General features: G+C 61.4%; 25 protein-coding genes. 12 read left to right on the top strand and 13 right to left on the bottom strand.

Features of this window, described 5'->3' with window-relative positions:
- Positions 1-5: 5 nt before the first annotated feature.
- Complete coding sequence (locus tag JSS95_07860) at positions 6-494, bottom strand: hypothetical protein (GenBank protein ID MBS1799724.1); 489 nt, start codon at positions 492-494, stop codon at positions 6-8.
- A 92-nt stretch (positions 495-586) separates the two neighbouring features.
- On the opposite strand from JSS95_07860, the gene JSS95_07855 reads away from it, so the two are divergent.
- The 6 genes from JSS95_07855 (at position 587) to sugE (ending at position 3,879) form a co-directional block, all read left to right on the top strand.
- The gene (locus JSS95_07855) at positions 587-1,141 is read left to right on the top strand and encodes a YraN family protein (GenBank protein MBS1799723.1); all 555 of its coding nucleotides are present in this window, start codon (positions 587-589) and stop codon (positions 1,139-1,141) included.
- A complete protein-coding gene (locus JSS95_07850) occupies positions 1,132-1,632 on the top strand; it encodes a DinB family protein (protein ID MBS1799722.1) in 501 nt (166 codons plus the stop codon). The genes JSS95_07855 and JSS95_07850 overlap by 10 nt, the downstream gene beginning before the upstream one ends.
- Before the next feature lie 82 nt (positions 1,633-1,714).
- Positions 1,715-2,296 (top strand): TetR/AcrR family transcriptional regulator, encoded by a 582-nt coding sequence (locus JSS95_07845; GenBank protein MBS1799721.1) that lies wholly within the window; start codon positions 1,715-1,717, stop codon positions 2,294-2,296.
- 39 nt (positions 2,297-2,335) lie between these two features.
- On the top strand, positions 2,336-2,887 hold the full coding sequence (locus tag JSS95_07840) for a cupin domain-containing protein (protein ID MBS1799720.1): 552 nt from the start codon (positions 2,336-2,338) through the stop codon (positions 2,885-2,887).
- A gap of 167 nt (positions 2,888-3,054) precedes the next feature.
- Positions 3,055-3,366, top strand: a complete 312-nt coding sequence (locus tag JSS95_07835; protein ID MBS1799719.1) for a hypothetical protein — start codon at positions 3,055-3,057, stop codon at positions 3,364-3,366.
- A 186-nt stretch (positions 3,367-3,552) separates the two neighbouring features.
- Positions 3,553-3,879 (top strand): quaternary ammonium compound efflux SMR transporter SugE, encoded by a 327-nt coding sequence (gene sugE, locus JSS95_07830; protein ID MBS1799718.1) that lies wholly within the window; start codon positions 3,553-3,555, stop codon positions 3,877-3,879.
- A 21-nt stretch (positions 3,880-3,900) separates the two neighbouring features.
- On the opposite strand, the gene JSS95_07825 is transcribed toward sugE, so the two are convergent.
- Entirely contained in the window at positions 3,901-4,200 is a 300-nt protein-coding gene (locus tag JSS95_07825) for a hypothetical protein (protein ID MBS1799717.1), read from the bottom strand.
- Between the two features lie 220 nt (positions 4,201-4,420).
- On the opposite strand from JSS95_07825, the gene JSS95_07820 reads away from it, so the two are divergent.
- Positions 4,421-6,097 carry a tannase/feruloyl esterase family alpha/beta hydrolase gene (locus JSS95_07820; protein ID MBS1799716.1) on the top strand — a complete coding sequence of 559 codons (1,677 nt, stop codon included), beginning with the start codon at positions 4,421-4,423 and terminating at the stop codon, positions 6,095-6,097.
- A 106-nt stretch (positions 6,098-6,203) separates the two neighbouring features.
- Positions 6,204-6,980, top strand: a complete 777-nt coding sequence (locus JSS95_07815) for an SDR family oxidoreductase (protein MBS1799715.1) — start codon at positions 6,204-6,206, stop codon at positions 6,978-6,980.
- A 44-nt stretch (positions 6,981-7,024) separates the two neighbouring features.
- Here the strand turns inward: JSS95_07815 and JSS95_07810 are convergent, their stop codons facing one another.
- The 3 genes from JSS95_07810 to yidC form a co-directional block, all read right to left on the bottom strand.
- Positions 7,025-7,558, bottom strand: a complete 534-nt coding sequence (locus tag JSS95_07810; GenBank protein ID MBS1799714.1) for a DinB family protein — start codon at positions 7,556-7,558, stop codon at positions 7,025-7,027.
- Between the two features lie 76 nt (positions 7,559-7,634).
- Complete coding sequence (locus JSS95_07805; protein ID MBS1799713.1) at positions 7,635-8,330, bottom strand: CPBP family intramembrane metalloprotease; 696 nt, start codon at positions 8,328-8,330, stop codon at positions 7,635-7,637.
- Between the two features lie 539 nt (positions 8,331-8,869).
- Positions 8,870-10,690, bottom strand: a complete 1,821-nt coding sequence (yidC, locus tag JSS95_07800) for a membrane protein insertase YidC (GenBank protein ID MBS1799712.1) — start codon at positions 10,688-10,690, stop codon at positions 8,870-8,872.
- Positions 10,691-10,847: 157 nt separating this feature from the next.
- Between yidC and JSS95_07795 the strand changes: the two genes are divergently transcribed.
- On the top strand, positions 10,848-11,285 hold the full coding sequence (locus JSS95_07795; GenBank protein ID MBS1799711.1) for a cupin domain-containing protein: 438 nt from the start codon (positions 10,848-10,850) through the stop codon (positions 11,283-11,285).
- Between the two features lie 23 nt (positions 11,286-11,308).
- On the opposite strand, the gene JSS95_07790 is transcribed toward JSS95_07795, so the two are convergent.
- The 5 genes from JSS95_07790 to JSS95_07770 all read right to left on the bottom strand — a co-directional run bounded on the left by JSS95_07790 (position 11,309) and on the right by JSS95_07770 (position 15,989).
- The gene (locus JSS95_07790) at positions 11,309-12,988 is read right to left on the bottom strand and encodes a hypothetical protein (protein MBS1799710.1); all 1,680 of its coding nucleotides are present in this window, start codon (positions 12,986-12,988) and stop codon (positions 11,309-11,311) included.
- A gap of 367 nt (positions 12,989-13,355) precedes the next feature.
- Positions 13,356-14,120, bottom strand: a complete 765-nt coding sequence (locus tag JSS95_07785; GenBank protein MBS1799709.1) for an ABC transporter ATP-binding protein — start codon at positions 14,118-14,120, stop codon at positions 13,356-13,358.
- An 8-nt stretch (positions 14,121-14,128) separates the two neighbouring features.
- The gene (locus JSS95_07780; GenBank protein MBS1799708.1) at positions 14,129-15,028 is read right to left on the bottom strand and encodes an alpha/beta hydrolase; all 900 of its coding nucleotides are present in this window, start codon (positions 15,026-15,028) and stop codon (positions 14,129-14,131) included.
- Between the two features lie 164 nt (positions 15,029-15,192).
- Positions 15,193-15,633, bottom strand: a complete 441-nt coding sequence (locus JSS95_07775) for a hypothetical protein (protein MBS1799707.1) — start codon at positions 15,631-15,633, stop codon at positions 15,193-15,195.
- Positions 15,630-15,989 (bottom strand): helix-turn-helix transcriptional regulator, encoded by a 360-nt coding sequence (locus JSS95_07770; protein MBS1799706.1) that lies wholly within the window; start codon positions 15,987-15,989, stop codon positions 15,630-15,632. The genes JSS95_07775 and JSS95_07770 overlap by 4 nt, the downstream gene beginning before the upstream one ends.
- A gap of 305 nt (positions 15,990-16,294) precedes the next feature.
- Between JSS95_07770 and JSS95_07765 the strand changes: the two genes are divergently transcribed.
- Positions 16,295-17,368 (top strand): esterase family protein, encoded by a 1,074-nt coding sequence (locus JSS95_07765; GenBank protein MBS1799705.1) that lies wholly within the window; start codon positions 16,295-16,297, stop codon positions 17,366-17,368.
- Positions 17,369-17,381: 13 nt separating this feature from the next.
- Here the strand turns inward: JSS95_07765 and JSS95_07760 are convergent, their stop codons facing one another.
- The 3 genes from JSS95_07760 to JSS95_07750 form a co-directional block, all read right to left on the bottom strand.
- Positions 17,382-20,732 carry a VCBS repeat-containing protein gene (locus tag JSS95_07760; protein MBS1799704.1) on the bottom strand — a complete coding sequence of 1,117 codons (3,351 nt, stop codon included), beginning with the start codon at positions 20,730-20,732 and terminating at the stop codon, positions 17,382-17,384.
- A 98-nt stretch (positions 20,733-20,830) separates the two neighbouring features.
- Complete coding sequence (gene yidD, locus JSS95_07755; protein MBS1799703.1) at positions 20,831-21,070, bottom strand: membrane protein insertion efficiency factor YidD; 240 nt, start codon at positions 21,068-21,070, stop codon at positions 20,831-20,833.
- 243 nt (positions 21,071-21,313) lie between these two features.
- Positions 21,314-21,463: a hypothetical protein gene (locus JSS95_07750; GenBank protein MBS1799702.1), complete on the bottom strand. Its 150-nt coding sequence runs from the start codon at positions 21,461-21,463 to the stop codon at positions 21,314-21,316.
- 329 nt (positions 21,464-21,792) lie between these two features.
- Here JSS95_07750 and JSS95_07745 point away from each other — a divergent pair, with 329 nt between their 5' ends.
- Entirely contained in the window at positions 21,793-23,244 is a 1,452-nt protein-coding gene (locus tag JSS95_07745) for a bifunctional folylpolyglutamate synthase/dihydrofolate synthase (protein ID MBS1799701.1), read from the top strand.
- Positions 23,241-24,032 carry a 1-acyl-sn-glycerol-3-phosphate acyltransferase gene (locus JSS95_07740; protein MBS1799700.1) on the top strand — a complete coding sequence of 264 codons (792 nt, stop codon included), beginning with the start codon at positions 23,241-23,243 and terminating at the stop codon, positions 24,030-24,032. Before JSS95_07745 ends, JSS95_07740 begins: the two co-directional genes overlap by 4 nt.
- Positions 24,033-24,043 lie beyond the last annotated feature (11 nt).

The raw sequence follows: 24,043 nt of genomic DNA, 5'->3' as shown, positions 1-24,043 counted from the left end.
CACCACTAGTTGTACCCCAGCTCATGCGGCGCGGGGTAGGTCAGCGTCTTGTCCTTCTTCTCGTACCACATGAAGATCTTCTGGCCGCCGTTCACGCGCACAGCCACGATGATGCCGGTGCCGAAGGTCCCCGTGCCGTCGGTCTTTGAGATATCGACGTGGTGCGAGGTGATGGGGCCGACCGGGCTCTCCGTCGTCCAGTCTTCGGTGAAGCGCTTCAGCGTGTAGTCGTACTTCTCCGGGTGTTTCTGCCAGTCCGGGTCGCTCATCCACAGGGCATAGGCTGTGTTGTAGTCCTTGGCCTCGAGCGCCGTGAAGAACTTGTCAACCTTGTGCTCCGCTGCAAGGTTCGTGAAGAACCAGCCATGCCCCAGCAGGTAGCCTCCTACGCCTACGGCCGCGGCCAGCAGCACCAGCGCAATCGAGCCGAAGATCAGCGCGGTCTTTCGTGTCTCGCCCTTGGCGTCGTACTTCGGAGCATTCAACAGCGTCATCGTTCCACCTCAGTCGTCCCCTCGTTATATTAGATGCTTCTTCTCGCGCGAAACGTTTCCGCTCCGGCCGCGCGTGGATATAAGCTGGACGCATGGGACACTCCCCACTCCCAGGCACTTCGCCGCGTTCTTTGCGCACAGCGTGGATCGGCCTCCAGCAACGCATCCTCCGCAGCTTCGCTCGCAGATCGCGCTTGCGCAGCCGGCTCCCCGATCATCTTGCGACGGGGAGAGACGGCGAACGCGAAGCCCTCTTCTACCTTCGCCGGATAGGCTACACCGTTGTTGCACGGCGCTGGCGCAACCCCAAGCTGCGCGGCGATCTCGACCTGGTCGCATGGGACAACAACACAGGCGACCGCGCCACACTCTGCTTCATCGAGATCAAGACGCGCACACGCCACGACGCCGTTCCCGCCGAGATGGCCGTCGACGATGACAAGCAGCAGACGCTTCGTCAGCTAGCCCGCTCTTACATGCGCAGGCTGCCCAAAGCGGCGCAGCAGGCGCCGATGCGCTTCGACGTGCTCTCCGTCTATTTGGAACCGGCTGGCCAGGGCCGCTCCGAAACACGCCATCCCGAGACGAATGATGGGAACGCAATGCCTGACTTTGTCCTTAATAAAGGAGCCTTCCAATGGGCGTGACCTACACCCAGCCAACCGACCCTGAACGGCTCGACCCCGTCGAACTCAGCGAACGGCTCTCGTCCGTCATCCGCTCCGCCGTTCCCTGGCTGGCCATTCTCTCCGAGGCCGACTCCATGGTGCCGGAACGCGCAGGCAAGTGGTCGGCAAAGGAGATCATCGGCCATCTCACCGACTCCGCCGTCAACAATCTCTCCCGCATGGTCCGTATGCAGATCGGCCCCGAGCGTCTGCCGGGCTATGCGCAGGACGCATGGGTCGAGCTCCAGCGTTACCGTGAACGTGGATGGTCTGAGGTGCTCGCCCTCTGGTTCGCGCTGAACGAACACATCGCCTGGACCATCCGTCATATCGACCGCAGCAGCCTTATAAACCAGGCATCAGTCGCCGGGGAGATCGTCTCCCTCGGCTTCCTGATCGAGGACTACATCGCCCACATGGACCATCATCTGGCCGCTCTCAAGGCATGGTCACGACCGGGAGAAGCGTAAGCGGTAACTTTTTACCTGCAAAAATAAAATCTTTATTCACAAGCAATTTGACAGCCATATGCTCGTTTGACAGAATACTGTCATGAGTTTGGCTACACCCACCCTTCGCGATCGACAGACTGCCGCCACCCGTGAGCAGATTCTTGAGGTCGCCATGCAGCAGCTAGGCCAGGGACCGCGCGGCACCTTCTCGCATGAGTCCATCGCCGAGGTTGCAGGCATGGGTGCGCGTACCGTCTATCGCCACTTCCCCGACCGCGCCAGCCTGCTGCACGCATTGTGGGACCGTCTCCGCGAGGCCACCAGGGTCAGCTTCCCCACTTCGGAGCGCGAGATCCTGCCCATGGCCCGCGCCGTCTTTCAGGAGTTCGACGCCAACGAGACCCTTGTTCGCGCCGTGCTCACATCGCCAGCCGGAACCGAGGTCCGCGAACGTGGAGGCGTCGAAGGACGCGCCGCATTCGAGCAGGCCATGGCTCCTTTACTCGACGGCGTGCCCGAGCCCGAACGCTCGCGCATCGTTGCCGTCTTCGTTGCAATCTACAGCGCTCAATTCTGGAACCTGCTTCGCGAGCGCGGTAAGTTATCGGGCCCCGACGCACAGGAAGCCGTTGTATGGGCCCTCTCCTCTCTCCTGCGCGCCACAAAAGTTAGTCCGAAGTAGGTTTTCACGCGACTAAGAAAGTGAACGCTGCATTGACTTATGAACAAATCCGAGAAGATAGAAATCCTCGGCGTTGAGATGGAGTGGAAACTCACCGACGCCGATACAGGCAATCGATACTGCGTACTCGAGGCCACGGTTCCCCCGGGCGTCGTTGTACCTCCGCATCGTCACCCCGACCACGAGGCATACTTCATCCTTGAGGGAGCGCCGGAGTTCGCCTCCGAGCGCCCGAACGGACTGGAGTGGTGCTTCTCTACCCCAGGCGAGATGGTCGACATCCCGCCCATGGCCGTACACGGCTTTCGCAACCCCACCAGGTCCGACGTTCGGATGCTGATCACCTGCACACCCAACCTCGGCCGCTTCTTTGAAGAAGCCGGCCTGCCCTTCCAGCGCGAGAGCCCCTACCGGTTTACCGTACCGTCGACGGAGCAGGTCGAGCGCGTCCTCGAGATCGGCGAGCGCTACGGGCATGTCTTTTCGTCGGAGAGACCCGGCCGGTGCACCGTCAGCCCGCGTCACCACGCGCTCGACCGCCTGCTGACGCACCCGATGCTGCCGGACCTGAACCGCGCTTACCTGTTTTAGAGAGCACGGAGAACGTGCCGGCTTATACTGTCTGCCTTCCTGACTCGCGAAAGACAAGAGACCCAGCCTCGGGAGGGCTGGGTCTCTTGTTTACAGGGAGCCTGCTTGACAAACGGCCTCAATCTACCGCACTTTGTGAGCGCCTCTTCCCGGCAGCAGGAGCCAATATGAACCAGCCAGCATATCCCTTTGGAGTTCTTGTCAGACGACCCGCGGCATTCCTTCCAATAGCAATGTCCCTCGCCGCGCTGGCCGTCGTCATCGTCACACTCTCCGTCTTCGGAGTCGAAAACCAGCCGAAGGATGAGGGAACAGCAGCACATGTCTGGCAGTTGCTCATGGCCGGGCAGGTTCCGCTGCTGGCGTTCTTCGTCATCAAGTGGCTGCCGCGCGCTCCAAAACCGACGCTCTGTGTCTTCGGTCTACAGGCCGGTGCATTTGTCGCTTCGCTCGCCCCGGTGTTCTTCTTTCATCTGTAGGAAGGACCTTCGAGAGACAAGAGACCAGCCTCGGGAGGGCTGGAGGCGGTTTACCGCAACGCAACGCTCCATTAAACTGAAACAAAGACGTCTGCCCACGTAACGGCAGGCGAGACCTTCAACAGGCAGTCCGGACGAGATGCGCCGTACCCGGTTAGGACAAGACGACGCGATCGGAGTCCTTTCATGTCTTCTAACTGGGTCATCCTTGTCATCGCCGGTCTACTTGAGGTGTGCTGGTCCGTCGGGCTGAAGTACACCAACGGCTTCACCCGTCTGCGTCCAACCATCTTTACCGTGTCAACGCTTTGCGCGAGCATGTACCTGCTGGCAAAGGCGAGCCAGGGTCTGCCTATCGGGACGGCCTACGGTGTGTGGGTCGGCATCGGGGCGCTGGGCGCGGCCCTCCTGGGGATCGTCCTCTTCGACGAACCGGCATCCGCCGCGCGCATCGGCTTCCTGGCGCTGTTGCTGATCTCCATCGTCGGCCTGAAGGTGACAAGCCACACCTGAGGCACTGCGCCCTCGCGGACGCTACCGGCCATGGCGGGGGGTGGGTGCCACCCTCCGCAGACCCGACAGTCCGCCAAGCAGGGCCGCACCGGAGAACTGGTGCTCTCCCGACCACTCCGGCAGGTTGAACGGTTTCCTGGGATGGGCGTCGATCGAGTTGATCCTGTTGTCGTGCTGCCGCACAAGCTCGCCCTGAATAATAGCGCGCATCGTCTCCTGCTCTGCTGGCGAGGTGCGTTCCCAGTAGAGCCTGAAGCCTTGGTTACACACGCTGCATTCGATGTCTTTCTTGTCCTGGGAGCGCTTGAGTAGTACCTGCATGTCTGGGGTGTTCCTCTGGTAGACGGTTAGAAAGCTCTAATCTACAGGGCATCGCAACCCCGGTGAATACCACGGAGGCTGTATGTGCCCTCCACCGCCACGCTCCGTTCATCTTGTCATTCCGTAGCGAGTGAAGGGTCCCTGCGAAAGTCGAACAGCAAGCTGTTTTCTGCTGCCTCCGCCTTCCTGAAAAACCGATCCGCTACAATCGTCCCCACACATGCTGAAGACCACGAGCGTACATTGTGTCCTTGCAAGGGGAGCACGAACAGCTCTTCTCACCTGCGCGGCCCTCTCCACCGGGTGGAGCGCCTGGGCTGCCGCGCAGACACCGGAAGCCGCGTCCGAGCGCGCCACCATCCAGATGCGCGCCGCCGCCGGGACGCGCGAGGCCTGCGAAGCGTTGCGTGGCCTGCGGCTCGAAGACACCACCATCGAGGTCGCCGGCATGGTCGACCCGGGGGCCTTCACTCCGCCCGGAGCGGCTACGCCGCTGCGCAACCTCCCCCGCTTCTGCCGTGTCATCGCCGAGTCGCGCCCTGCCGTTCGCTTCGAGGTCTGGCTGCCCCAGCAGAAGTGGACCGGCCGCATCGAGGTCGTCGGGAACGGCGGCATGGCCGGCACCATCAACTATGGCGGCATGGCCACCGCGCTGCGCCGCGGCAACGCCACCGCCAGCACCGACACCGGACACGTCGCCCAGCCCGGCAACGGCTTCGACGCAAGCTGGTCGATCGACCGCCCCGACCTGGTCGAAGACTTCGGGCACCGCGCCCTGCACCTGACCACCGTTCATGGCAAGCGGATCATCGCCGCCTACTACGGCCGATCGGCGGAGCACTCCTACTACGTCGGCTGCTCCAAGGGCGGCGGCCAGGGACTGATGGAGGCGCAGCGCTATCCCGCCGACTTCGACGGCATCGTCGCCGGCGACCCCGCCTACAACTGGACCCATCTCTACGCGGGCGCACATCTCTACTACTCGCAGGTGCTGCTCAAGGACCCCGACAGCTACATCCAGCCCGCCAAGGTCAAGCTGCTCGCCGATGCCGTCAACCGGCAGTGCGACGCCAAAGACGGCTTCGAGGACGGTGTCGTCGAAGACCCGCTCTCCTGCAAAGTCGACCTCAAGGAGATCGCCTGCACCCCTGGCCAGGACACCGGCACCTGCTTCACACCCAAACAGATCGAGTCCGTCAAAAAGATCTGGGCAGGTTCAAAGGACGAAAACGGCCGCCAGATATTTCCCGGTATCCTTCCCGGCGGCGAAGCCGGCTCCGGGGGATGGTCAGCCTGGCTCACCGGTTCCGCTCCGAAGAAAGGAACCCACTACAAGGCCGCCGACGGCTTCTTCCGCTATATGGTCATGGGCGACGAGAAGTACGACGCCCTCAGCTTCGACTACGACCGCGAGCGCGACCGCAAGATGCTCGAGCGGCTCGTCCCCGCCCTCAACGCCGACAACCCCGACCTGCGGCCCTTCATGCGCCGCGGCGGCAAGCTGCTCCTCTACCACGGCCTCAGCGACCCCGACATCTCCGCCGTCAATACCATCAACTACTACCAGCGCGTGGAAGACGTCACGGGGCTCAACACCCGGACCTTCGCGCGTCTGTTCCTCGTACCCGGTATGCAGCACTGTAGCGGTGGCCCCGGCACCGACCAGTTCGACGCCGTCGCCGCCATCGTGCGCTGGGTCGAAGAGGGCGAAGCCCCGGACAAGATCGTCGCCTCACATCTGACGCACGGCGCCGTCGACCGCTCCCGCCCGCTGTGCCCGTATCCGCAGACGGCCGCCTACTCCGGCACAGGGAGTGCCGACGACGCCACCAGCTTCACCTGCAAAGTCCCCGGCACCGCACAAAAGAAGGCCCACACCGAAGCCAAAGGAAGATAAAGGGGAGGGGGCGCAGGGAGGCTCTGCGGCCCAGGATGACGGCCTTCCTGAGCCATTGACCCCGCACGGCGACACTCCCACCCTGTTATCGTTGTCTCCTCGCACTATGCCTGAACCAAACCGCTACGCCACCTATCCCAGCCTGCGCGACCGCGTCGTCCTCGTCACCGGAGGAGCCACCGGCATCGGCGAATCCATCGTTGAAGCCTTCGCCCGCCAGCACTCCCGCGTCGCCTTTCTGGACATAGACGACACCGCCGCTTCGAGGCTGATCGAGCGCCTCGCCGCCGCCGGGCTTCCGAGACCGCTTTTTCTGCACTGCGACCTCACGGACATCAAGGCATTGCGGTTTGCGATTCGCGCAGTGGAGGATGAGCTTGGCGCCGTCGAGGTGCTCGTCAACAACGCGGCAAACGACGCCCGCCACACCCTCGAGGAGGTCACGCCCGAGTCCTTCGACCGCAGCATAGCCGTCAACCTGCGGCATCAGTTCTTCGCGGTGCAGGCCGTGGCCGAAGGCATGAAGCGCCTGGGCCGAGGCTCGATCATCAACATGAGCTCGATCAGCTGGGTCATTCCTTCGACCGGCCTGCCCATCTATATCACCGCTAAAGCCGCCGTCGTCGGCATGACACGCACCCTCGCGCACGAACTCGGCGCGCACAACATTCGCGTCAACGCCGTCCTCCCCGGGGCCATCCTCACCGAAAAGCAGCAGCGCCTCTGGCTCACGGAAGAGTACAAGGCCGAGGTGCTCGAAGCGCAGGCGCTCAAACGCCACCTCTACCCTGGCGAGGTCGCGCGCCTCGTTCTCTTCCTCGCCGCTGACGACTCAGCCGCTATCACCAACCAGAGCTGCGTCATCGACGGCGGCTGGATCTAGCACCAACCAAGTAAGACCGCGTCTTTCCCGGGAGTCCCGAGCGATCAAAGTGGACGGTTGCCGACGAGTTGCCATATCCCGGCGAGGTGATGGTCGTCGTGTTCGGCGACGAAGTAGAGATGGTCGACGAGTCGCATGGGCGTCTTCAGGCGCGGGTGCGGGATGGTGCGGGTGAAGGCCGCCTCGCCGCTATTGCCCTGAAGCTGCTCGATACGGCGGATCAGCTGGACGCGATGGGTGCGGAAGTTGAAGAGGATGTCCTCAAGCGGACGCGCGTTGTGGTTGGCGTCGTGGGTGCGGCGGTTCTGGAGATCGGTCGGCGTCAGCTCGGCGGAGCCGGTGGCGAAGTCGTTGACGCGGGTGAGCCAGAGGGGTTCGAGATCGACGAGGTGTCCAGCGTGCTCCTGCGGCGACCATTTCTCGCCGGGCTTTTCGGTGAGGACGCTCTGCGGGCGGTTGCGGAGAGCTTCGTCGAGGCGGGCGGGCGTTCCGCGGAGGCGCGCGACGAGGTTGGGCAGAAGCTCGGCGGGAAAGGTGAAGTCGAACTTTCTATCAAACCAGGCAGGTATCACAGTCATGGCCTTCTAATGATAGAAAGTTTGGCCGGGTTTCGGAAAGTGGGAATGCTGTTCGAGCTTCGCTCGAATGCCCACCTTAGCCGCTGCGCGGCAAAGATGGGGCACCCGGTTTTGTAGCGGTCCGCCAGTAGATGAGGGCGGCTGCGATTGCGATGCCCATGACGAGGATGTAGGCGGTGGTGGTATTGCTCTCGATGCTTCGCTCGAAGCCGGGCTGAGCTGCGATGTGGAAGAGGCCGGAGTCATCTTTCGCTCCGAAGAGCCACAGGGAGAGGTTCAGCGCGGCATGAGCGCCGATGGGCATGGCGATGCCTCGGGTGATGAGCGCGAGGAGGCCGAAGAAGAGGCCTCCGACGCCCGCTCCTGTGATGGCGTGGAACCAGGTGACGCCGCCAGCGACGTGCTCGGCGGCAAAGACGGCCGTGGCGATGAGCAGCGCGGGCCAGGGGCCGAGGTCGCGGTCGAGGCGGAAGAGCGGGTAGGCGTGGAAGGCAAGCTCTTCGCGGAGCGCTCCGAAGAGGAAGGCAAGCGTAGCGATAGCGAGCGGACCGAGCGGGAAGGAAGATGAGCGAACCCAGAGCGTGTGTCCGAGCGCGTGCGAGATGAGGGCCTGTGCGGCGCCGAGAGTGAAGCCGATGAGCGCTCCAAGTGCTAAACGCGGTGCGGTACGACCGCTGCGGCCAAGACCGATGCTGTCGAGGCGGAGACGGTCCCATCGCGCGAAGGCGAGGATGAGGCCGAAGGTAAGAGCGCTGGCTGCGAGCTCGACCATGACCATAGAGCGGTAACCGGACTGGTGCCCTGCGAGAGAAGAGACCATGATGAGAACGGCGGCGCAGGCGATCCAGAAGAGGAGTGCGCGGCCGAGTGCTGTGAGGCGCTGCCTGGAGGTAGTCAGTGCGGTGGCTCCCGTTGGAAGGATGAGTTTAAGACACTACCTTTTCTATACGCATGAAGAGGAGAAATGTTCGACGTTCTGAGCGCTTCATTTCCACCCATGCCTTTCGCATGGATGGGCACCGCGTTACCCAAAGCCCGTGTCTGGGATGAATCCCTTCCTCAAAGATTGTCATCCTGAGCGGAGAGTTATTGCGAAGCAATAACGCAGTCGAAGGACCCGCATTCTTTCACCTCGCCGATGGCTACAAGGAAAGTGCAAATGCGGGTCCTTCGACTCCGCTGCGCTTCGCTCAGGATGACAAGGGGATAAGGAGTTAACGAAAAGCAGATTCCTTCACTGTGTGAAGAATGACAAGACAAGTGAAAGGGCTCCGCGAACGGAGCCCTTCAAGTGTTGCGTTGTGACGATGTTCAACGTTTGCCCTGGATGACGGGTGCTCCGGCTTTGCGGCGCGCGCGTTTGGCGGCGATCTCGCGCATCTCCTTGCCGAGCGAGGTCTGGTTCATGACCCACTGCTGTGCGATACCGAAGAAGTTGCCGACCGCCCAGTAGAGGCCGAGGCCCGAGGCGTAGGTCCACACAAAGTAGCCGGAGACGGCTGGCATCATAAAGGCCATCATCTTCTGCTGCTGCGGGTCGACGCCCGGCGAAGGCGTGTAGTACTGCATCAGGAACTGGCTGACGACCATGACGATCGGCAGGATGTGCCAAGGGTCGGCGGCGGTGAGGTCGGGCAGCCATCCCCATGAGGCGTGGCGCAGCTCGACGACCTTGGGGATCATGGAGAAGAAGGCGAAGAGCAGCGGGAGCTGAATCAGGGTCGGGATACAGCCGCCGAACATGTTCACGCCGTTGTCCTTCTGGAGCTTCATGATCTCGGCGTTCATCTCGTTGCGCTTGGGGTCGTTGATCTTGTACTTCTTGTACTTCTCCTTGATGGCGTCCATCTGCGGCTGAATGCGCTGCATCTTGAGGCCGGACTGCATGGTCTTGATGCGCAGCGGAAGCAGCAGCACGTTGATGATGAGCGTCAGGATGATGATGGCCCATCCCCAGTTGCCGACGATGTGAGAGTGGATCCACTGGAGCGAGAGGAAGAGGACCTTGCCGACCGGGCCCCAGAAGCCAAACTCGAGCAGAGGCTCGAGCGAGACGCGCTTGCCGTCGACCGAAGTGGAGTAGATGTTGCGCAGCACGTTGACGGCCTTGGGCCCGGCGTAGATGCGCGTCTGGGTGTGGCCGTTGATGTCGCCGACCGCACCGCCGAGGATGGGGACGTTGATGGCCTTCGTCGACGGCGAGCTGGAGCCGAAGCCGGTGCGCTTGATGGTCTTGGCGACGTCGAGCTCGTTGTGCAGCGTGGCGAAGGTCGCGTTTGCCGGGTTGTCGGGTAGGAAGATCGCCGCGAAGTAGGCGTCGGAGACGCCGGCCCAGTCGAGCGGTCCGTTGATGGTGTCGCCGCCAGAGACCTTCTTGGGCGCGCGATGTTCTTCAGCGGCGCCGCGCGAGAAGTCAACCTGGGCGCCGGAGTAGGCCAGTGCGTTGTCCTGGTCGCCGAAGCCGCCGGGCCAGGCGAGCAGCGCGCGCACGGGCGAGCCATTGCGGGTGACCTGCGTATCGGCGTGGACGATGTAGGTATCGTCGAAGCCGAAGGTCTTGGTGACGTCGAGGCCATTGGCGGAGTAGCGGAAGGTAATGCTTCCGGGGGCGGCGACCTGGCCGGTGGCCGAAGGCACATAGAGCGCCTGCTTGAGTTCGGTGGTCAGCGCGGCATCGTAGGTGTAGAGCGAGAGCGGGTAGCCGTACTGGTCGGCCGCCTGGGTGTGGACGAGGTTCAGCGGCTTGTTGTCGGAGTCCTTATATTGCTTGAGGATCCAGCTCTTGACCTGCGCGCCGCGGTTGGTGAACTCGATGCGGTAGAGGTCGTTCTCGACGACGGTGGTCTGCTCGGCCGCGGCCTGCACGGCGGGGGCTGAACCCACCTTAGCCGCCTTCGGCGGCGAAGATGGGGCACCCGGAGCGACGGTAGGAGCAGATGCCGCGTTTTGCTGTGCGGCTGGCTGCGACTGCGTGGCCGCTGGGGCGTTGGGCGACACGGTCTTCGGGTTCGTCTTCTGGCGGTAATAGCTGAGGCCGAAGAAGACGGCGAGCATGACGAACATCATGACGAAGAGCGACCGGTTGTCGGTTCCGCCTCCGCCTTGCTGATTGGGGTTCTTAAACTCTGCCAAGGGTGTTCCTGTTCTGTGGTGCTGCTTGAGTGAACGCGCAAAGCGCGCGGAAAGACGCAGTCTCTATGGTAAATCAGGGGGAGACGGTCGCGGGGAAGGTTCACTTTCTACAGGGGATGGGGCCTGCTAGACTTTGGCGGGATCGAGAGGGGCATGAATGAGAAAAAAAGTGGGTACGTTACTGCGTCTAGGAGCGTTGGAGCTTCGATTTCATGTGGATGAGAACGACGGCTCGGGGGATTTGGTGATGTTTGAGTTCATGGTGCCTCCCGGAGCGCGAGTTCCGGAGCCGCACTTCCATGTGGCCGTGGACGAGGTAATCTACGGACTCGAGGGAACGATGACGACGATGCGGGACGGCGAGTGGCACGAGATCCGGCCGGGCGAGTCGCTGCTGATACGGCGGGGGCAGGTGCATCATCACGCGAACCTGGCGGATGTTCCAGCGAAGGCGATGGTGGTGCTGAATCCGGGCACGATCGGACGGCGGTACTTCGAAGAGATCGGCAAAGTGGTGAATGGGCCGGGCAAGCCGGACATGGTGAAGGTGCGGGAGATTATGACGCGGCACGGGCTGGTTCCAGCCGGGGCTTAGCTGGTTCGGAACAAGCTGTAGCGTCAACTGTTCAGCTTTAGCGAGACGATTTCGGGGAGAGGGTCTTCCTCAAAGACGAGTTCCTCGGTCTGGCGCGCCCGCGCACTGGTGACCAGGTGCATGGCCGCGGCTGCAACGGCAAGGACGAAGACCATGAGGAGGAACCCGCTCGCGCTATCGAGCATGCGGCCCTCAAAGCCGGCGGCCTGCTTGAGCCAGTAGATCGATCCCATCAGCGCTGCCCAGAAGACGAAGTGCAGGTTCGCCTTGCCGGGAAGATACGAGCAGGCGAAGGAGATCTTCTGGAAGGTGAAGAGGCATAGCTCGACGATGAGCGCACCGAGCAGAGCCATAGCCGCGATGTGTCCGGCAATCTGCAATGCCGCATAGTGCGTGAAGAATGCTGCGGAGAGGGCGAGCAGCACGGGAGCGACTCCCAGCAGGAGAAGCGAGATGCGCACGGCGCGATGGTACGTGTGCGCAGGACGCACCTGCGTGGCACGGAAGATCCAGTTGGCCTTGAGCGTGATGGGGATGGCGATGACGACACGCAGTGCAAGAACCGTCAGCGAGACGGTGAGGATGCTGGCCAGGAGGAAGGTCGTGCTGATGCTTCCGAGGGAACCCGCGAGTCCAATGAACTTTGTGTGGATGAAGCCAAGGATGATGGTCAGCCCAATGCCGACGTAGAAGCTGAGGATCATGCGGTGCTGGCGACTGCGCAGCAGCGTGCGCAGGCTGAAGAGGGTGATGACTCCAGCGAGCGAGCTGCCGAGGTTGAGTGAGCGTGCTCGCGTGGCAGGCAGGATGTCGGGTTGCTCGACGATGCGGGGCAACATGCGGAAGTAAGAGAGCAGAAGTGCTGCGAGCGCTCCGGCTGCGGCGAGGCCAAGTGCGTTCCATGCACGGTGAGCGAGCGGGACCAGTTCAGGGCGCATCGATCCGTTGAGCTGATTGAAGAGGCCGAGGAACCAGTAGGCGGGAAGCCACTGGAGCATGTGCTGGTTCTGCGGCGCACTGATTGCTGCGGGAGAGTTGAACGAAGGCCCGAGGAAGTAGGCAGAGAGAAGAAGACAGAGCAGGGCTGCCTGTAGGAATGAAGAGAGATGAAGGAACAACTGGCGAGGGAGCAGGTTGGCGGCGAGTCCCTGTATGGCGAGCTCGGTGAGCACGACAAAGGCTCCGGCGGCGAAGATAGTGAGCCAGTAGGCGGGCAGGGTGCGTAGCAGGCTGACCTCGCTGCCGAGGCCAACGGCAAAGACCATCGGCCAGCCGGCCCCGGCGAAGAAATTGAATGCGATGATGCCAAGCGAGGGGACGGCGAAGAGCGCGGCCAGCTTCGAGAAAAAGAGCGTGCTCGCGCGCACGGGCAGCGGGCCGAGCACGAGCACGTCGCGGCGGTCGGGAAAGGCGGAGTCCCAGGCGAGCACGGCGATGAGGCCGGCGATGGTCATCGTGGTTTCGATGAGATAGTGCTCGAACATGTACATCGCCGGGGCGGGCAGGGGCTCTCGTCCCCAGAGGATGTACGGGACAGGAAAGGTGCTGAAGAAGCTGATGGAGCCGAAGACCGCGGCGAACTGTCCCATGAGTCGCGAGGGGTCGCCATCGGTGGAGAGGATCTCGAGGTCGATGACGCGGAGGAGAAAGACGCGATAGAGGACGCGGAACTGGAAGAGGAGGCGGTGCAGGGATGATGGCATGGATGCTCTCCGTGATGGCTTGCCTGGTAAGAAAATGCAGGTTCTTCGACTCGCTTCGCTCGCTCAGAATGACAAGGCTTACAAGGTTTGGCGTTGTTCATTCTCACCCCTTCACTGCGTGAAGGATGGGGCACCCGGAGTTTTGTGGCGCTACGGGTGAAAAGCAGATTCCTCCACTACGGCCTGCGGCCTTCGGCCGGAATGACAATTTGTAAGTGCGTATGGAGTTCTGACAAGAGCGTTTGCGAATGCAAAGAGGACATCTGCTATGGCGACAAAGAGGTCTGCGATAACAGCGATGAGATCGGCCATGGCAATCATGACGTCCGCGATCGGAGCAGATAAGTCGTCATAAGTGGCAAGGTTCCTACGCATGGATGAGGTCCGCGATCTCGCGCGAGATGGCGTTGAAGTCGTGCTCGATGGCGAGCTGCGCGAAGATGCCTTCGAGCGTGGGAAGCTCCATCAGCGTGCGCAGATGTTCGATGGAGTCGTCGGCGACGACCTTCCCGCGATGCAGGATGACGACGTGCGAACATATACGCTCCACCGTTTCGAGCTCGTGCGAGCTGAAGAGCACGACCTTGCCGCGGCGCGCGAGCTCTTCGATGAGCGAGCGCAGCACGAGTGACGATCCGACGTCGAGTCCGGAGAAAGGCTCGTCGAGCAGGACGAGGTCGGGGTTGTGCATCAGCGCGGCGGAGAGGAGAATCTTCTGCCTCATGCCCTTCGAGTACGACGACATGGGAACGTCGCGGTCGCCGTAGAGTCCGAAGAGATGCAGCAGGCCGCGGATGCGCTCACTCGCAACGTTGCGGTCCATGTCGCGAAGCTGCGCGACCATGACGAGGTACTCGATGCCGCTGAGATGCGTGTAGAGGTGCGGCTCCTCGGGGACATAGCCCATGCGCTGGCGAAAGGCCATGACGTCGTCGCGGATGGGACGCCCGTTGAAGAGGACGTCGCCCGAACTCGGCGCAATGAGGCCGGTGATGATCTTCATCGTCGTGGATTTGCCGGAGCCGTTGGGGCCGAGGTAGCCGGTGATCTCGCCGGGGCGCGCGATGAAGCTGACGCCGGTAACGACCGAGATGCTGGAGTAGCGCTTGTGAATGTCGCGAAGCTCAAGCATGAGTGACCTCAGTTTGTTGCGGGAAGCGTACTGATGAAGGCGTTCATCTCGCGGAGGACGTCGGCTTCGTTCGAGCGGAAGACATAGTGGTTAGCGTTTGGGATGCGAACGATGTGCACGGAGGGAGCCTGCGACTCGAAGGCGGCGATCTGAGTATCGGTGTTGCGTTTGTCGTTGGCTTCCATGGCGGCGCGGAACTCGGGCTTGTCCTTCATCATCTGGCCGAGATCGTGTGGAGCGGCGAAGATGACGAGTGCAGGAGCACTGATGGTAGTGAAGTGCTGCTGGCCAGTCATGATGGCGACCGCGAAAGGGGGAGCAGGGCGGCGAGGTCCGGGAGGCGGAGGCGGCATGTGCTCCATACTCTCCCGCTGCCGAATGGCATCTTTCTCGACGAGGCGAAGCTGGACGATAAATTCGTCAAGTCCCTTTTTCTGATCCTCGACAGGAGTGCCGCCAGGAAGAATCTGATTGAGCTGGTTACGCAGGTCGATGGTATCGATGAGTAAATTGCCGTTTGCCTTGTCGTACATGGCATAGGGGTAGCCAGCGTCGAGATAGATAAGGCCAGCGACTTTATCTGGGTGCCGGCTACCGAGGTAGCTGAGCTCCTCGCCAGCGACCGAGTGTCCAGCGACCACAGGTCGATCAATATGGAGCGCTTCGATCACTGCAAGAACATCTTCGCCAAGTCGTGCCGCCGTATAATTCGCAGTTACGAACTCAGGTTTGCTGGAGACGCCGAAGCCGCGTCGGGTGATTCCGTAGACATGGTAGTTAACAGCAAGCTTCGGCGCAAATTTATCGAAGACGTGCGCATTGTCGCCTAGGCCGGCAAGAAGGACGATGGGGCGTCCGGTGCCTCCCCAATCAAGCACTTCGAGCGAGACATCCTTTTCCACCTGCACCATCTGGATCTTGTGAGGCGTGGAATCGGGCGTGGAATCGGTGGATGCGCCCGGTTGCGCGTTCAAGACTGCGTGAAAGACAAACACTCCCACTGCAGCCGCAAGTCCTATGCTCGGCTTCCTCATTGCTGTCTCCGTCTTGTCGCTTGCGAATGTGTGTTGTGTTACCTGCTCATGAAGTGCTCAGGGTGGTGCTTCCATATCGTGTTGCTATGCGAGACCGTTGGCGTCGAGCTTCGGTGGACAGTGCTGTACAGCAGACGGCCGAGGGGCATGGCCACACCGGGCACCATCATGCTCATGAACATGGCGAGACTCAACGTGCAGCTTAGCGTGACGAGCCATTGCTGCGCGATGCGTTCGGCGGGAATCGTGGAGTCGATCTCGACGTAGATTCCGCCGACGGCTTCCGCGTGAGCGGTCTCCGGCCTAAACGTGTTTTGCACGACGATGGAGCGGACGCCGTCCCAAAGCAGCGGAAGCGCGTGGCCGTTTTGAGATTCTTCATCGAAGATCCAGAGCATCTCATCGGCAAACTCGGCGCGGAAGCCCGAGGGGTGCAGGCAGAGGATGACGCGATAGAGGGGACGAAGGAGGGTTTTCATGCGTTGCGCGGCCTCCTGGCCCGCAGACGTAACTGCGCTTCGACGACGATGTTGTGCAGGCGATCCACCTCGGCGGAGAGGACGGACTTCCCGGCAGGGGTAAGGCGGTAGAAGCGGCGGTCGTCTTCGTCGTCTTTGCCGCTGGTGTTGCGCGGAGCGTCGATGACGAGCTTCTGGTCCATCAGCTTTTTCAGGTTGTCGTAGAGCGTGCCGGGGCCGACACGGTAGTCTCCGTTGGTCTGGCGGGCGATCTCCTGGATGATGCCGTAGCCATGCAGGTCTTCGCTGGCCAGCGCCAGCAGGATGTACTGGGCCGCGGTGGAGAGCGGCGGCGAGGTTTTGGGGTCGTTTTTCATCGGTGCCTCTCGGTCGAAAACCGACTATATCGGATTTCGACTATGCGCGCAAGTGGATTGTCGCGTTTTTTTGAGGGGGCGACCGCAGCCCTGACGAGTCTGCGGCTGGAATGAAGAAAATGCGGGGATTCCTCGACTTCGCGCTGCGCCGCTCCGCTCGGAATGACACGCTCGCAGGTTGGTGATGCGGTGATATAACTCTCGCCGGATACAAATGGAGCATTGCGATGCGGCGAATCTTGCAGGTAGCGGTTGGAGTTGGATTGGCGGGGTGTGTTGCGTTTGCGACGGCGCAGGTCCCACAGATGGCAACGCCGACGCAGCCTGGGACGGCGCTGCATCCTCCGCGCCCCTCGATGCCGGTGCGCGACCCTCACTCTGAGGGGTATGTGGCGGCGAAGGTGCTTGCGGATGGTACGGTGCCCACCGCGAATGAAGACGGCGACTTCATCATCGGGCCGACGCACAATGCCGCACCGGCGATGCAGGTACGCGAGGGCGTGCCGCAGGGCACGGTGATCGAATTCACGATGAACTCAGCGGACAGCAAGATCTATCCCGGCATCGCGCGCGAGCCGTGGACCTTTGGCGCCCCCGACCCTAAGGACCCGGCGAAGCTGGTGGTGACGACGAGCCATCCTGCTCCCTACACGCGCAAGGTGACTGTGTATGTGCCGAAGCAGTATGTTGCGGGGACGGCCGCGCCTTTCATCGTCGGGGCCGATGGGCCGGACAAGATGCTGTTCACCGCGCTCGACAACCTGATTGCAGAGAAGAAGGTTCCGGCGATGGTGGCGATCTCGATCGCGAACGGCAGCGGCGATGCGCAGGGCTCGGAGCGTGGCCTCGAGTACGACACGATGTCGGGCCGGTACGCGGAGTTCGTCGAGACGGAGGTGTTGCCTCTCGTCGAGGCGAAGGCCCACGTGAAGCTGACACGCAACCCGGACGCCCGCGCGACGATGGGAGGAAGCTCAGGAGGATCGTGCGCGCTGATCATGGCGTGGTATCACCCGGAGTGGTATCACCGCGTGCTCACGTACTCTGGCACCTACGTGAACCAGCAGTGGCCGCCGAATGCGGAGACCCCGCACGGTGCGTGGGGGTTTCACGAGACGCTGATTCCTAACTCGCCGCCGAAGCCGATACGGCTGTGGATGGAGGTCGGCGACAGGGACCTCTACAACCCGAATGCGATGCGCGACAACATGCACGACTGGGTAGAGGCGAACGAGCGCATGGCGAAGGTGCTTAAGGCGAAGGGCTACCACTACCAGTTCGTCTTCGCGGAAAACGCAGGCCACACAGACAGAACAGTGAAGGCGCAGACTTTGCCGGAAGCGCTGGAGTATCTGTGGCGGGGGTACGCGGCGAAGTGAGTTTCCGACGCTGTTATTTGACGATCAGAGTCAGTGTGCAGGTGTGCAGGACTCCGTTAGGAATATCCGCACCTGTTATCACGAGGCTATAGGTTTTGGGTGGGTTGCCTGTCGTGCCGGAGGATGATCCGGAGCTGCTGGAAGAGGTGCCGGAAGAACATCCGGAGAACATCGTCGTGCCTAAGAACGCGCACAGCACGAAGAGGCCGATACGCATCTGCGGCGCCAGACGCAGCCGTCTTCTTCTGCCGGTCGCAAAGAGTAACAGTGCAGCGGCTGCCACAGGAGTGATACGCACGCTCGGACGGACAGCGGATGGCTTGGTGGTCTGAACCGAGTAGGTCACTGTGCCCGGAACTGTGGGGCTGACATACACCTGAGTTGTGCCGCAACTGTCTGCCTGGCATCCCATGGTGACATAGCCGGAGAAGTTATTGATGGAGGTGATGGTAACGGGCCAGGATGCCTTGTCGCCTGCGTTGACGGTAACGGTGTCGGGCGAGGCGGAGATGGTGAAGTCCGGCGGAGGGTTCGTTGTAATTGTCACTGCATCGGCAGTCGCAGGCAGGTTCGATGCGTCGCCGGGATAGCTCGCCGTGATGCTGTAGGTTCCTACGGTGGGAAAGTTATAGTTGAGCGTGGCGAATTCTGTCTGCACTGGCGCTGTGCCAATGGCATTGCCGTTCGCATAGAAGGTGACCAATGCTGTGGGGTTATACCCGTAAACGTGGGCCTTGAGCTGTGCCGGGCGCTGCGCAAGATAACTGCCCAGGAGAAGAAGGCTCATTACAGTCGGTTGTCGGGCGATGATGATTGATGTTGAAACCGGTCCTGTGGGGGCGTAATTGGAATCGCCCGAGTATGTGGCGGAGACAGAGTACGTTCCTTCAGAGGGAAAGGGCGTCTGGATCTTGGCCGTTGAATAAGCGATATCGACTGTTCCCAGAGCCTTGCCATCTTGTCCCGTAAAGGTGACCGTGCCAGTCGGAATTGGAGTGCCTGAGGAAGTTACGATAGCAGTGAATGACGCCGGAGCGAGGGGCCGCATCGGAGAAAATCCGGGGGCGAGAGTAAGGTTCGCAGTCAGGCCGCGCGTGGTGACGGGTGACGGGTTGTTCCGGTTGAACATCGGTACGGCTGCGCCGGATGTAAAGACGACGTAGTCGAGGCGCTTGCCTGAGTTTAGTGGCAGTGCAGAGTTGTTGAGCCGCGCAAATGTCGCGGTCACGGGCCGCACAGATCCGGTCGTGTATACATTCGGGTCAGTCGTGAAGTTGCCCTTTCCATCTCCGTAAGCGACCGTGAAGGTCGCAAGACTCGCCATGGACTGGATGACCAGATCAGGATTGCCGTCGCCGTCGATGTCTCCGGTGTTGGCGGTGACAAAGCTTGCTCCAGTTGGCGTAGCGATGGTGGCGATTGGCGTGGGAAGGAAGGTGCCGTCTCCCTTGCCTGCGTAAACAGCGTTGTCGATGACAATGTCGGCGAATTTGTCTCCATTGAGATCGGCGAGCAGAAGCGGAGTCCCTGTGGCGGGTAGAGGCAACGCGGTGAAGTTGTTATTGCCCTGGTTGATGTAGGCGTTGGCTCCCCAGATGAGATCGAGCTTGCCGTCGCCGTTCAGGTCGGCGGCGAAAGGACGGGAGTCGATACCAGCCGGTCCCTGCACCACGGTCGTTGAGATGGCCCAATAGGAGCCGTCCCATGCGAAGGTCCCATCGCCGTTACCTTGAATGATGACGAGAGCGCTCCGATGCTGGAGAACGGTGTCGTTGTAGGAGATGGCAACATCCATCTTGCCATCGCCATTGAAGTCACCTGCAACAATTCCCCGGGGATACGAATAGGAGCTAACCGGAGATGCGGAGCCGATATTGCCGTAGTTGGGGACCGAGGTAAAGGTGTGGTCGGCATTTCCCTTAGCGGACCTCAGCATCGAGCCGGAGCAGCAGGAGAAGGCAGGGCTCTCCGTGTCGGCCTGATTTACATACACAACATCGGGAATACCGTCGCCATTGAAGTCCGCGCGAACGGGAAGACTGCCGTAGGGCAGTACCGGAGTGCCGGTTGGAAAGGTAAATGTTCCGTCGCCGTGGCCGAAGATGGAATAGACCCCGCCTGCGCTCTCGGCCCCCGCAAGGTCCGTCAGGCCGTCTCCGTTGAAATCGCCAACGACCGGGCTGTCGGTGAAATAGATAGACGGTAAGCCATCAAAGACTCCCTTGCCATCGTTATGCAGGGTATAAAAGCCGGCGGGCGTGGCGTATACCAGGTCCATTCCCAAAGCGCCCTTGCGCGCGGTATAGAAGGTCCCGGGTGCGGCATAGGACTTTCCTACGGTAAACGCGCCTGTTCCATCGCCGAAGAGGATGGTGGCTGTATGACCGGCGAGGACGATATCGAGTTTGCCGTCTCCATTCACATCGAGGGGAAGGACGTTGGCTGTCCCCGAGCTAACGAGTGTCTTGACGGCATTTTTTCCGGAGTTTGGAAACTCGATAAGGATGTAGCCTGATCCAGAATTTATGCCGACAGCGTAACTGGCCATATCGGGCTTGCCGTCACCATCGAAATCGGCAACGGCAAGAGTGCCGGCCCCCAGGTTCACTCTTGTTGTGAAGTTTCCATTCCCGTCGCCAGACAAAACATAGGCAGCCCACGCACCAAAGTCATGATCATCTGCTCCGAGCAAAGCATCGGGCTTACCATCCATGTTGATGTCAGCGATAAGGATCTGATCGTTGCCGGCCGGAGTGGTGGGGTAGCTGGAGTAGGTGACAGGAGACGCAAAGGTGGGAATGGAAGTCCCTTTGTTAAGTACTACGACGTATTGATTCGGCTGATTGGCAAAAGGAGCAGCCTGAATGACGAGATCGTTAAATCCGTCTCCATTTAGATCGGCAGCCAGAACCTTTCGGCCGTAATAGGGAATTGCGCCCACCGCGGTAAAGGTGCCATCTCCGTTGCCGGTAAGGATGGCCACAGTGCCGATATTGTTGCTGTCGATGCAGGTGACGACGGCGTCGAGCTTCTTATCGTTGTTCAGGTCTACAAGGAGTATTGAGTTGGCCGTGGAGGCAATCGTCGTTGAGGTGGCGAGGGTGGGAGCAGCCCCTGGATTGGCGGAGCGTAAGGCTGCTGTCAGCGTCGTCGATCCTGCTGCAGTGGACGCAGAGGCGTAAAGCGTGTCAGTGATGCCGTCTCCGTTGAGGTCGCCTTCGGCCATAGCGAGAGGAGAGGTGACGGCGTAGGGCTCGTAGGTAAGCACCGGGAAAACCGGCGGAGTTGCTGCGAAGGCAGCAGCGGGGACACAGATACTTGCTAGCGCAACTAGGCGCAGGGTCTTCAGGCAGGAGATCATCAACTCGGCAAATCCTCACAACAAGATGGTGCAGGAGATATTTTGCTCAAGCGCAGGCCAAAAGAGAAGCAAAATCGTCGTAACTGCTAACCAACAAAAAGTTACCGGTCGGGAACGGGGTCGAGGCCGCCTTTGGCGAAGGGGTGGCAGCGGGCCAGGCGGCGCAGTGTGAGCCAGCCGCCTTTAACTGCGCCGAAACGCGTGAGCGCGATGTAGGCATACTCGCTACAGGTGGGGAGATAGAGGCACTGCGAAGGGCTGATGATGTGCAGCACGGGCGAGAGCACCGACTTGTAGAACCGGAAGATGGTGCGCGCGGCGATGGAGGGTTCTTCGGGCATCGTGTGTTGGTGGAATGATTTTAAGTGCGGTTCGAGCGTTCCACCCCACACAAGAGCGGTGGGGACCCGGACTTCGCTCGAATGATCCCTCGCATGAGATGAAACCGCATGCTGAGGAGCTTCCGTGAGGGATGGCAAAAGGAGGCGCAGAAAAAAAGGACCGCTGCCTTTTAGCCCTGGCTACGGTCCTTTGCTATATGCGCTCATTCAGTGAGTGCTGCAGTACAACCTCTTTACAGCTCTTTATGCTGTTTCGGCGAGCGAACCCGTTGCCAACTGCTCGGAGCGCTCGCGCTGCGAATGCTTCCTTAACCAGACGTTCGCCCGCCACCTGCCAATAAACGGCGCTACGATGATCAGGACGAACGGTAGAACCAATGCAATTTTCGTCATTTGAACTGCTCCTCTCTTTCTCCGCGACTACCGGCCGGTAAGGCTCAGATTGACCTGCGGAGTACGGGAGGTCTGCGGTCTTGCTGCCCCGCGGGCCCTCGTACGACTGATGCAATGTACTCACTATCGCGGAAAGAACCTCTGGCGATAATCCCTCGTAGGTGGCACCGGGTTTGCCATGGTTCGGCCCGCCGAATGCCCTATCTAAAATGCCGGTGAGAACCGGGAAAACCAGTAAACCTGCGCCTTTGCTTGCAGAAAGGGAGAGCAACTTGCCCTGATGCCATCAAGCTCCATCGACTACGGTCCGGTTCGCCTAAAATAGCCGTATGTCCTACGCAGCGGCGGTTGACCATCTCTATGCCCGTGGCCTTGAGCTTGCTCCCGGTTCGCCGTCCGCAGTGCGCCGCAAGTTCGATCTGGAGCATATGCGGGTGCTTGCCGCCGCCCTGGACGATCCGCAGAAGTCGTTTCCTTCCATACTGATAGCCGGGACGAACGGCAAGGGGTCGACGGCGGCCACGCTGGCAAGCATTCTGAGCGCAGCGGGCTACAGGACGGGGCTATACACCTCGCCTCACCTCATGCGGGTGAACGAGCGGGTGCAGGTGGATGGAGCACAGATTCCCGACGACGACTTTGCGCGGCTGTACTTCAAGGTAGATACTGCGGCCGAGGAGCTGGTGGCCAGGGGCAGGCTGCCGCACCACCCCAGCTTCTTCGAGACACTGACGGCACTGGCCTTTCTCTACTATGCGGAAAAGAAGATCGACATCGCCGTGCTGGAGGTTGGGCTGGGCGGGCGTCTGGACGCCACCAATATCGTCGATCCGCTGATCTCGATCATTACGGACATCTCGCTCGACCACCAGGAGTACCTGGGCCACACGATCGCCGAGATCACCCGCGAGAAGGCCGGCATCCTGCGGCCGCAAGGCACGCTGATTACGCTGCCGCAGCATCCTGAGGCCAACCAGGCGATCGGCGAGGCCGCCGCCGCATTGGAGCTGCACGCCATCAGCGCGGCCAACTACACGCCGCCGGCCGAAAAGCTGACAGATAACCTCCGGTCACCCCATCCCACGCACAGCGAAGGGTGGGATGAACAAACCCTGCCCCGCAACCGCTACACGCTGACCGTCGGCGGCCAACCGCTCACGGTGGATTCGCCGCTGGTGGGGCAGCACCAGCAGCGCAATATCGCCCTGGCCATCGCCGCAGTCGAAGAGTTACGTAACCCTCAAGGTTACAAGATCGCAAAAAGTAACCCGAAGAGTTACAGGATATCGACGGGAGCTATTGAAAAGGGTATCCGCGAGACGCGCTGGCCAGGAAGACTGGAGCATGTACCGCTGGAGGGATCGGCGCCGCTGCTGCTGGATGTGGCGCACAATCCAGCCGGGGCGTGGACGTTACGCTCGGTGATTGCGCATCTTCCGGAGTTGCAGCCGCGGACGCTGATCTTCTCATGTCTGAGGGACAAGGACCTGCGCGAGATGGCGCAGATTCTGCTGCCGCTGTTCGATGCGTCGTCGGACCGTCCGCAGGACCACATCCTCTTTGCTCCGATCCACTCGCCGCGAGCGGCTTCGCTGGAAGACCTGGAAGCGGCGGCCCGCGAGTTGGAGGTTCCCGTGGCCACGGCGGCCTCGCTTGCAGAGGCGTTGACCCAGGCTCGGGCGGTGACGCCCGCCGACGGCCTGATCGTCGCAACCGGCTCGGTGTATCTGGTGGGCGAGCTGCGCGCGCTTGCGCTCGAGGAAGGCGCGGCCCCCGCATGATCGACTCGCAGCTTGAGCAACAGGCACAGCCGTCCGCGCCGCCACAGGCGCCGGCGTTCTTCCGCTGGCTCACTTATATCCTGCTGATTCCGCTGATGATCGCATCGACGGCGTTCTTCGGGACGATCTCGTTAATCTGCGGGCTGTGGGACACGTCGGGGAGGCAGCAGCACTTTATTGCGCACCTGTGGGCGCGGTCGTTTCTGATGCTGTCGCTCTCGCCAGTGAGGCTGGTGGGAGCCGCGAAGCTGCACCTGCACGAGACGGCGGTCTACGCTTCGAACCACCTGAGCTACTACGACACGCCGGTGCTGTTTGCGCGACTGCCTTTTCAGTTCAGGATTCTCGCGAAGCAGGGATTGTGGAAGGTGCCGTTTATCGGGTGGTATCTGAACCGCTCGGGGCAGGTGCCGATCGACCAGTCGACGTCGCGCAATGCGGTGGCCAGCCTGAACCGGGGAGTGCAGACGTTGAAGGCGGGGCTTCCGCTGGTGATCTTTCCCGAGGGCGGACGCTCGGCCAGCGGCGTGACGCAGCCCTTTGTGGCGGGAGCGGCCTTCATGGCCATCAAGGCACAGGTGCCGATTGTGCCGGTCACGCTGATCGGGACCTACGAGCTGCTGCCGATCCACACCTACCATCTTTACCCGCGCCCGCTCGAGGTGGTGATCGGTGAGCCCATCGCGACCGAGGGACTCACCACGCGCGATGCCGATGCGCTCACGCAGCGGGTGCGCGATGTGATCACCGCGACGTATCTGGAGCGGCATCCGGCCAACCGCGGATAGAGGCTTCGACA

The organism is Acidobacteriota bacterium, from assembly GCA_018268895.1.
Taxonomy (GTDB): Bacteria; Acidobacteriota; Terriglobia; order Terriglobales; family Acidobacteriaceae; genus Edaphobacter.
This window is presented reverse-complemented; position numbering and strand designations above follow the sequence as displayed.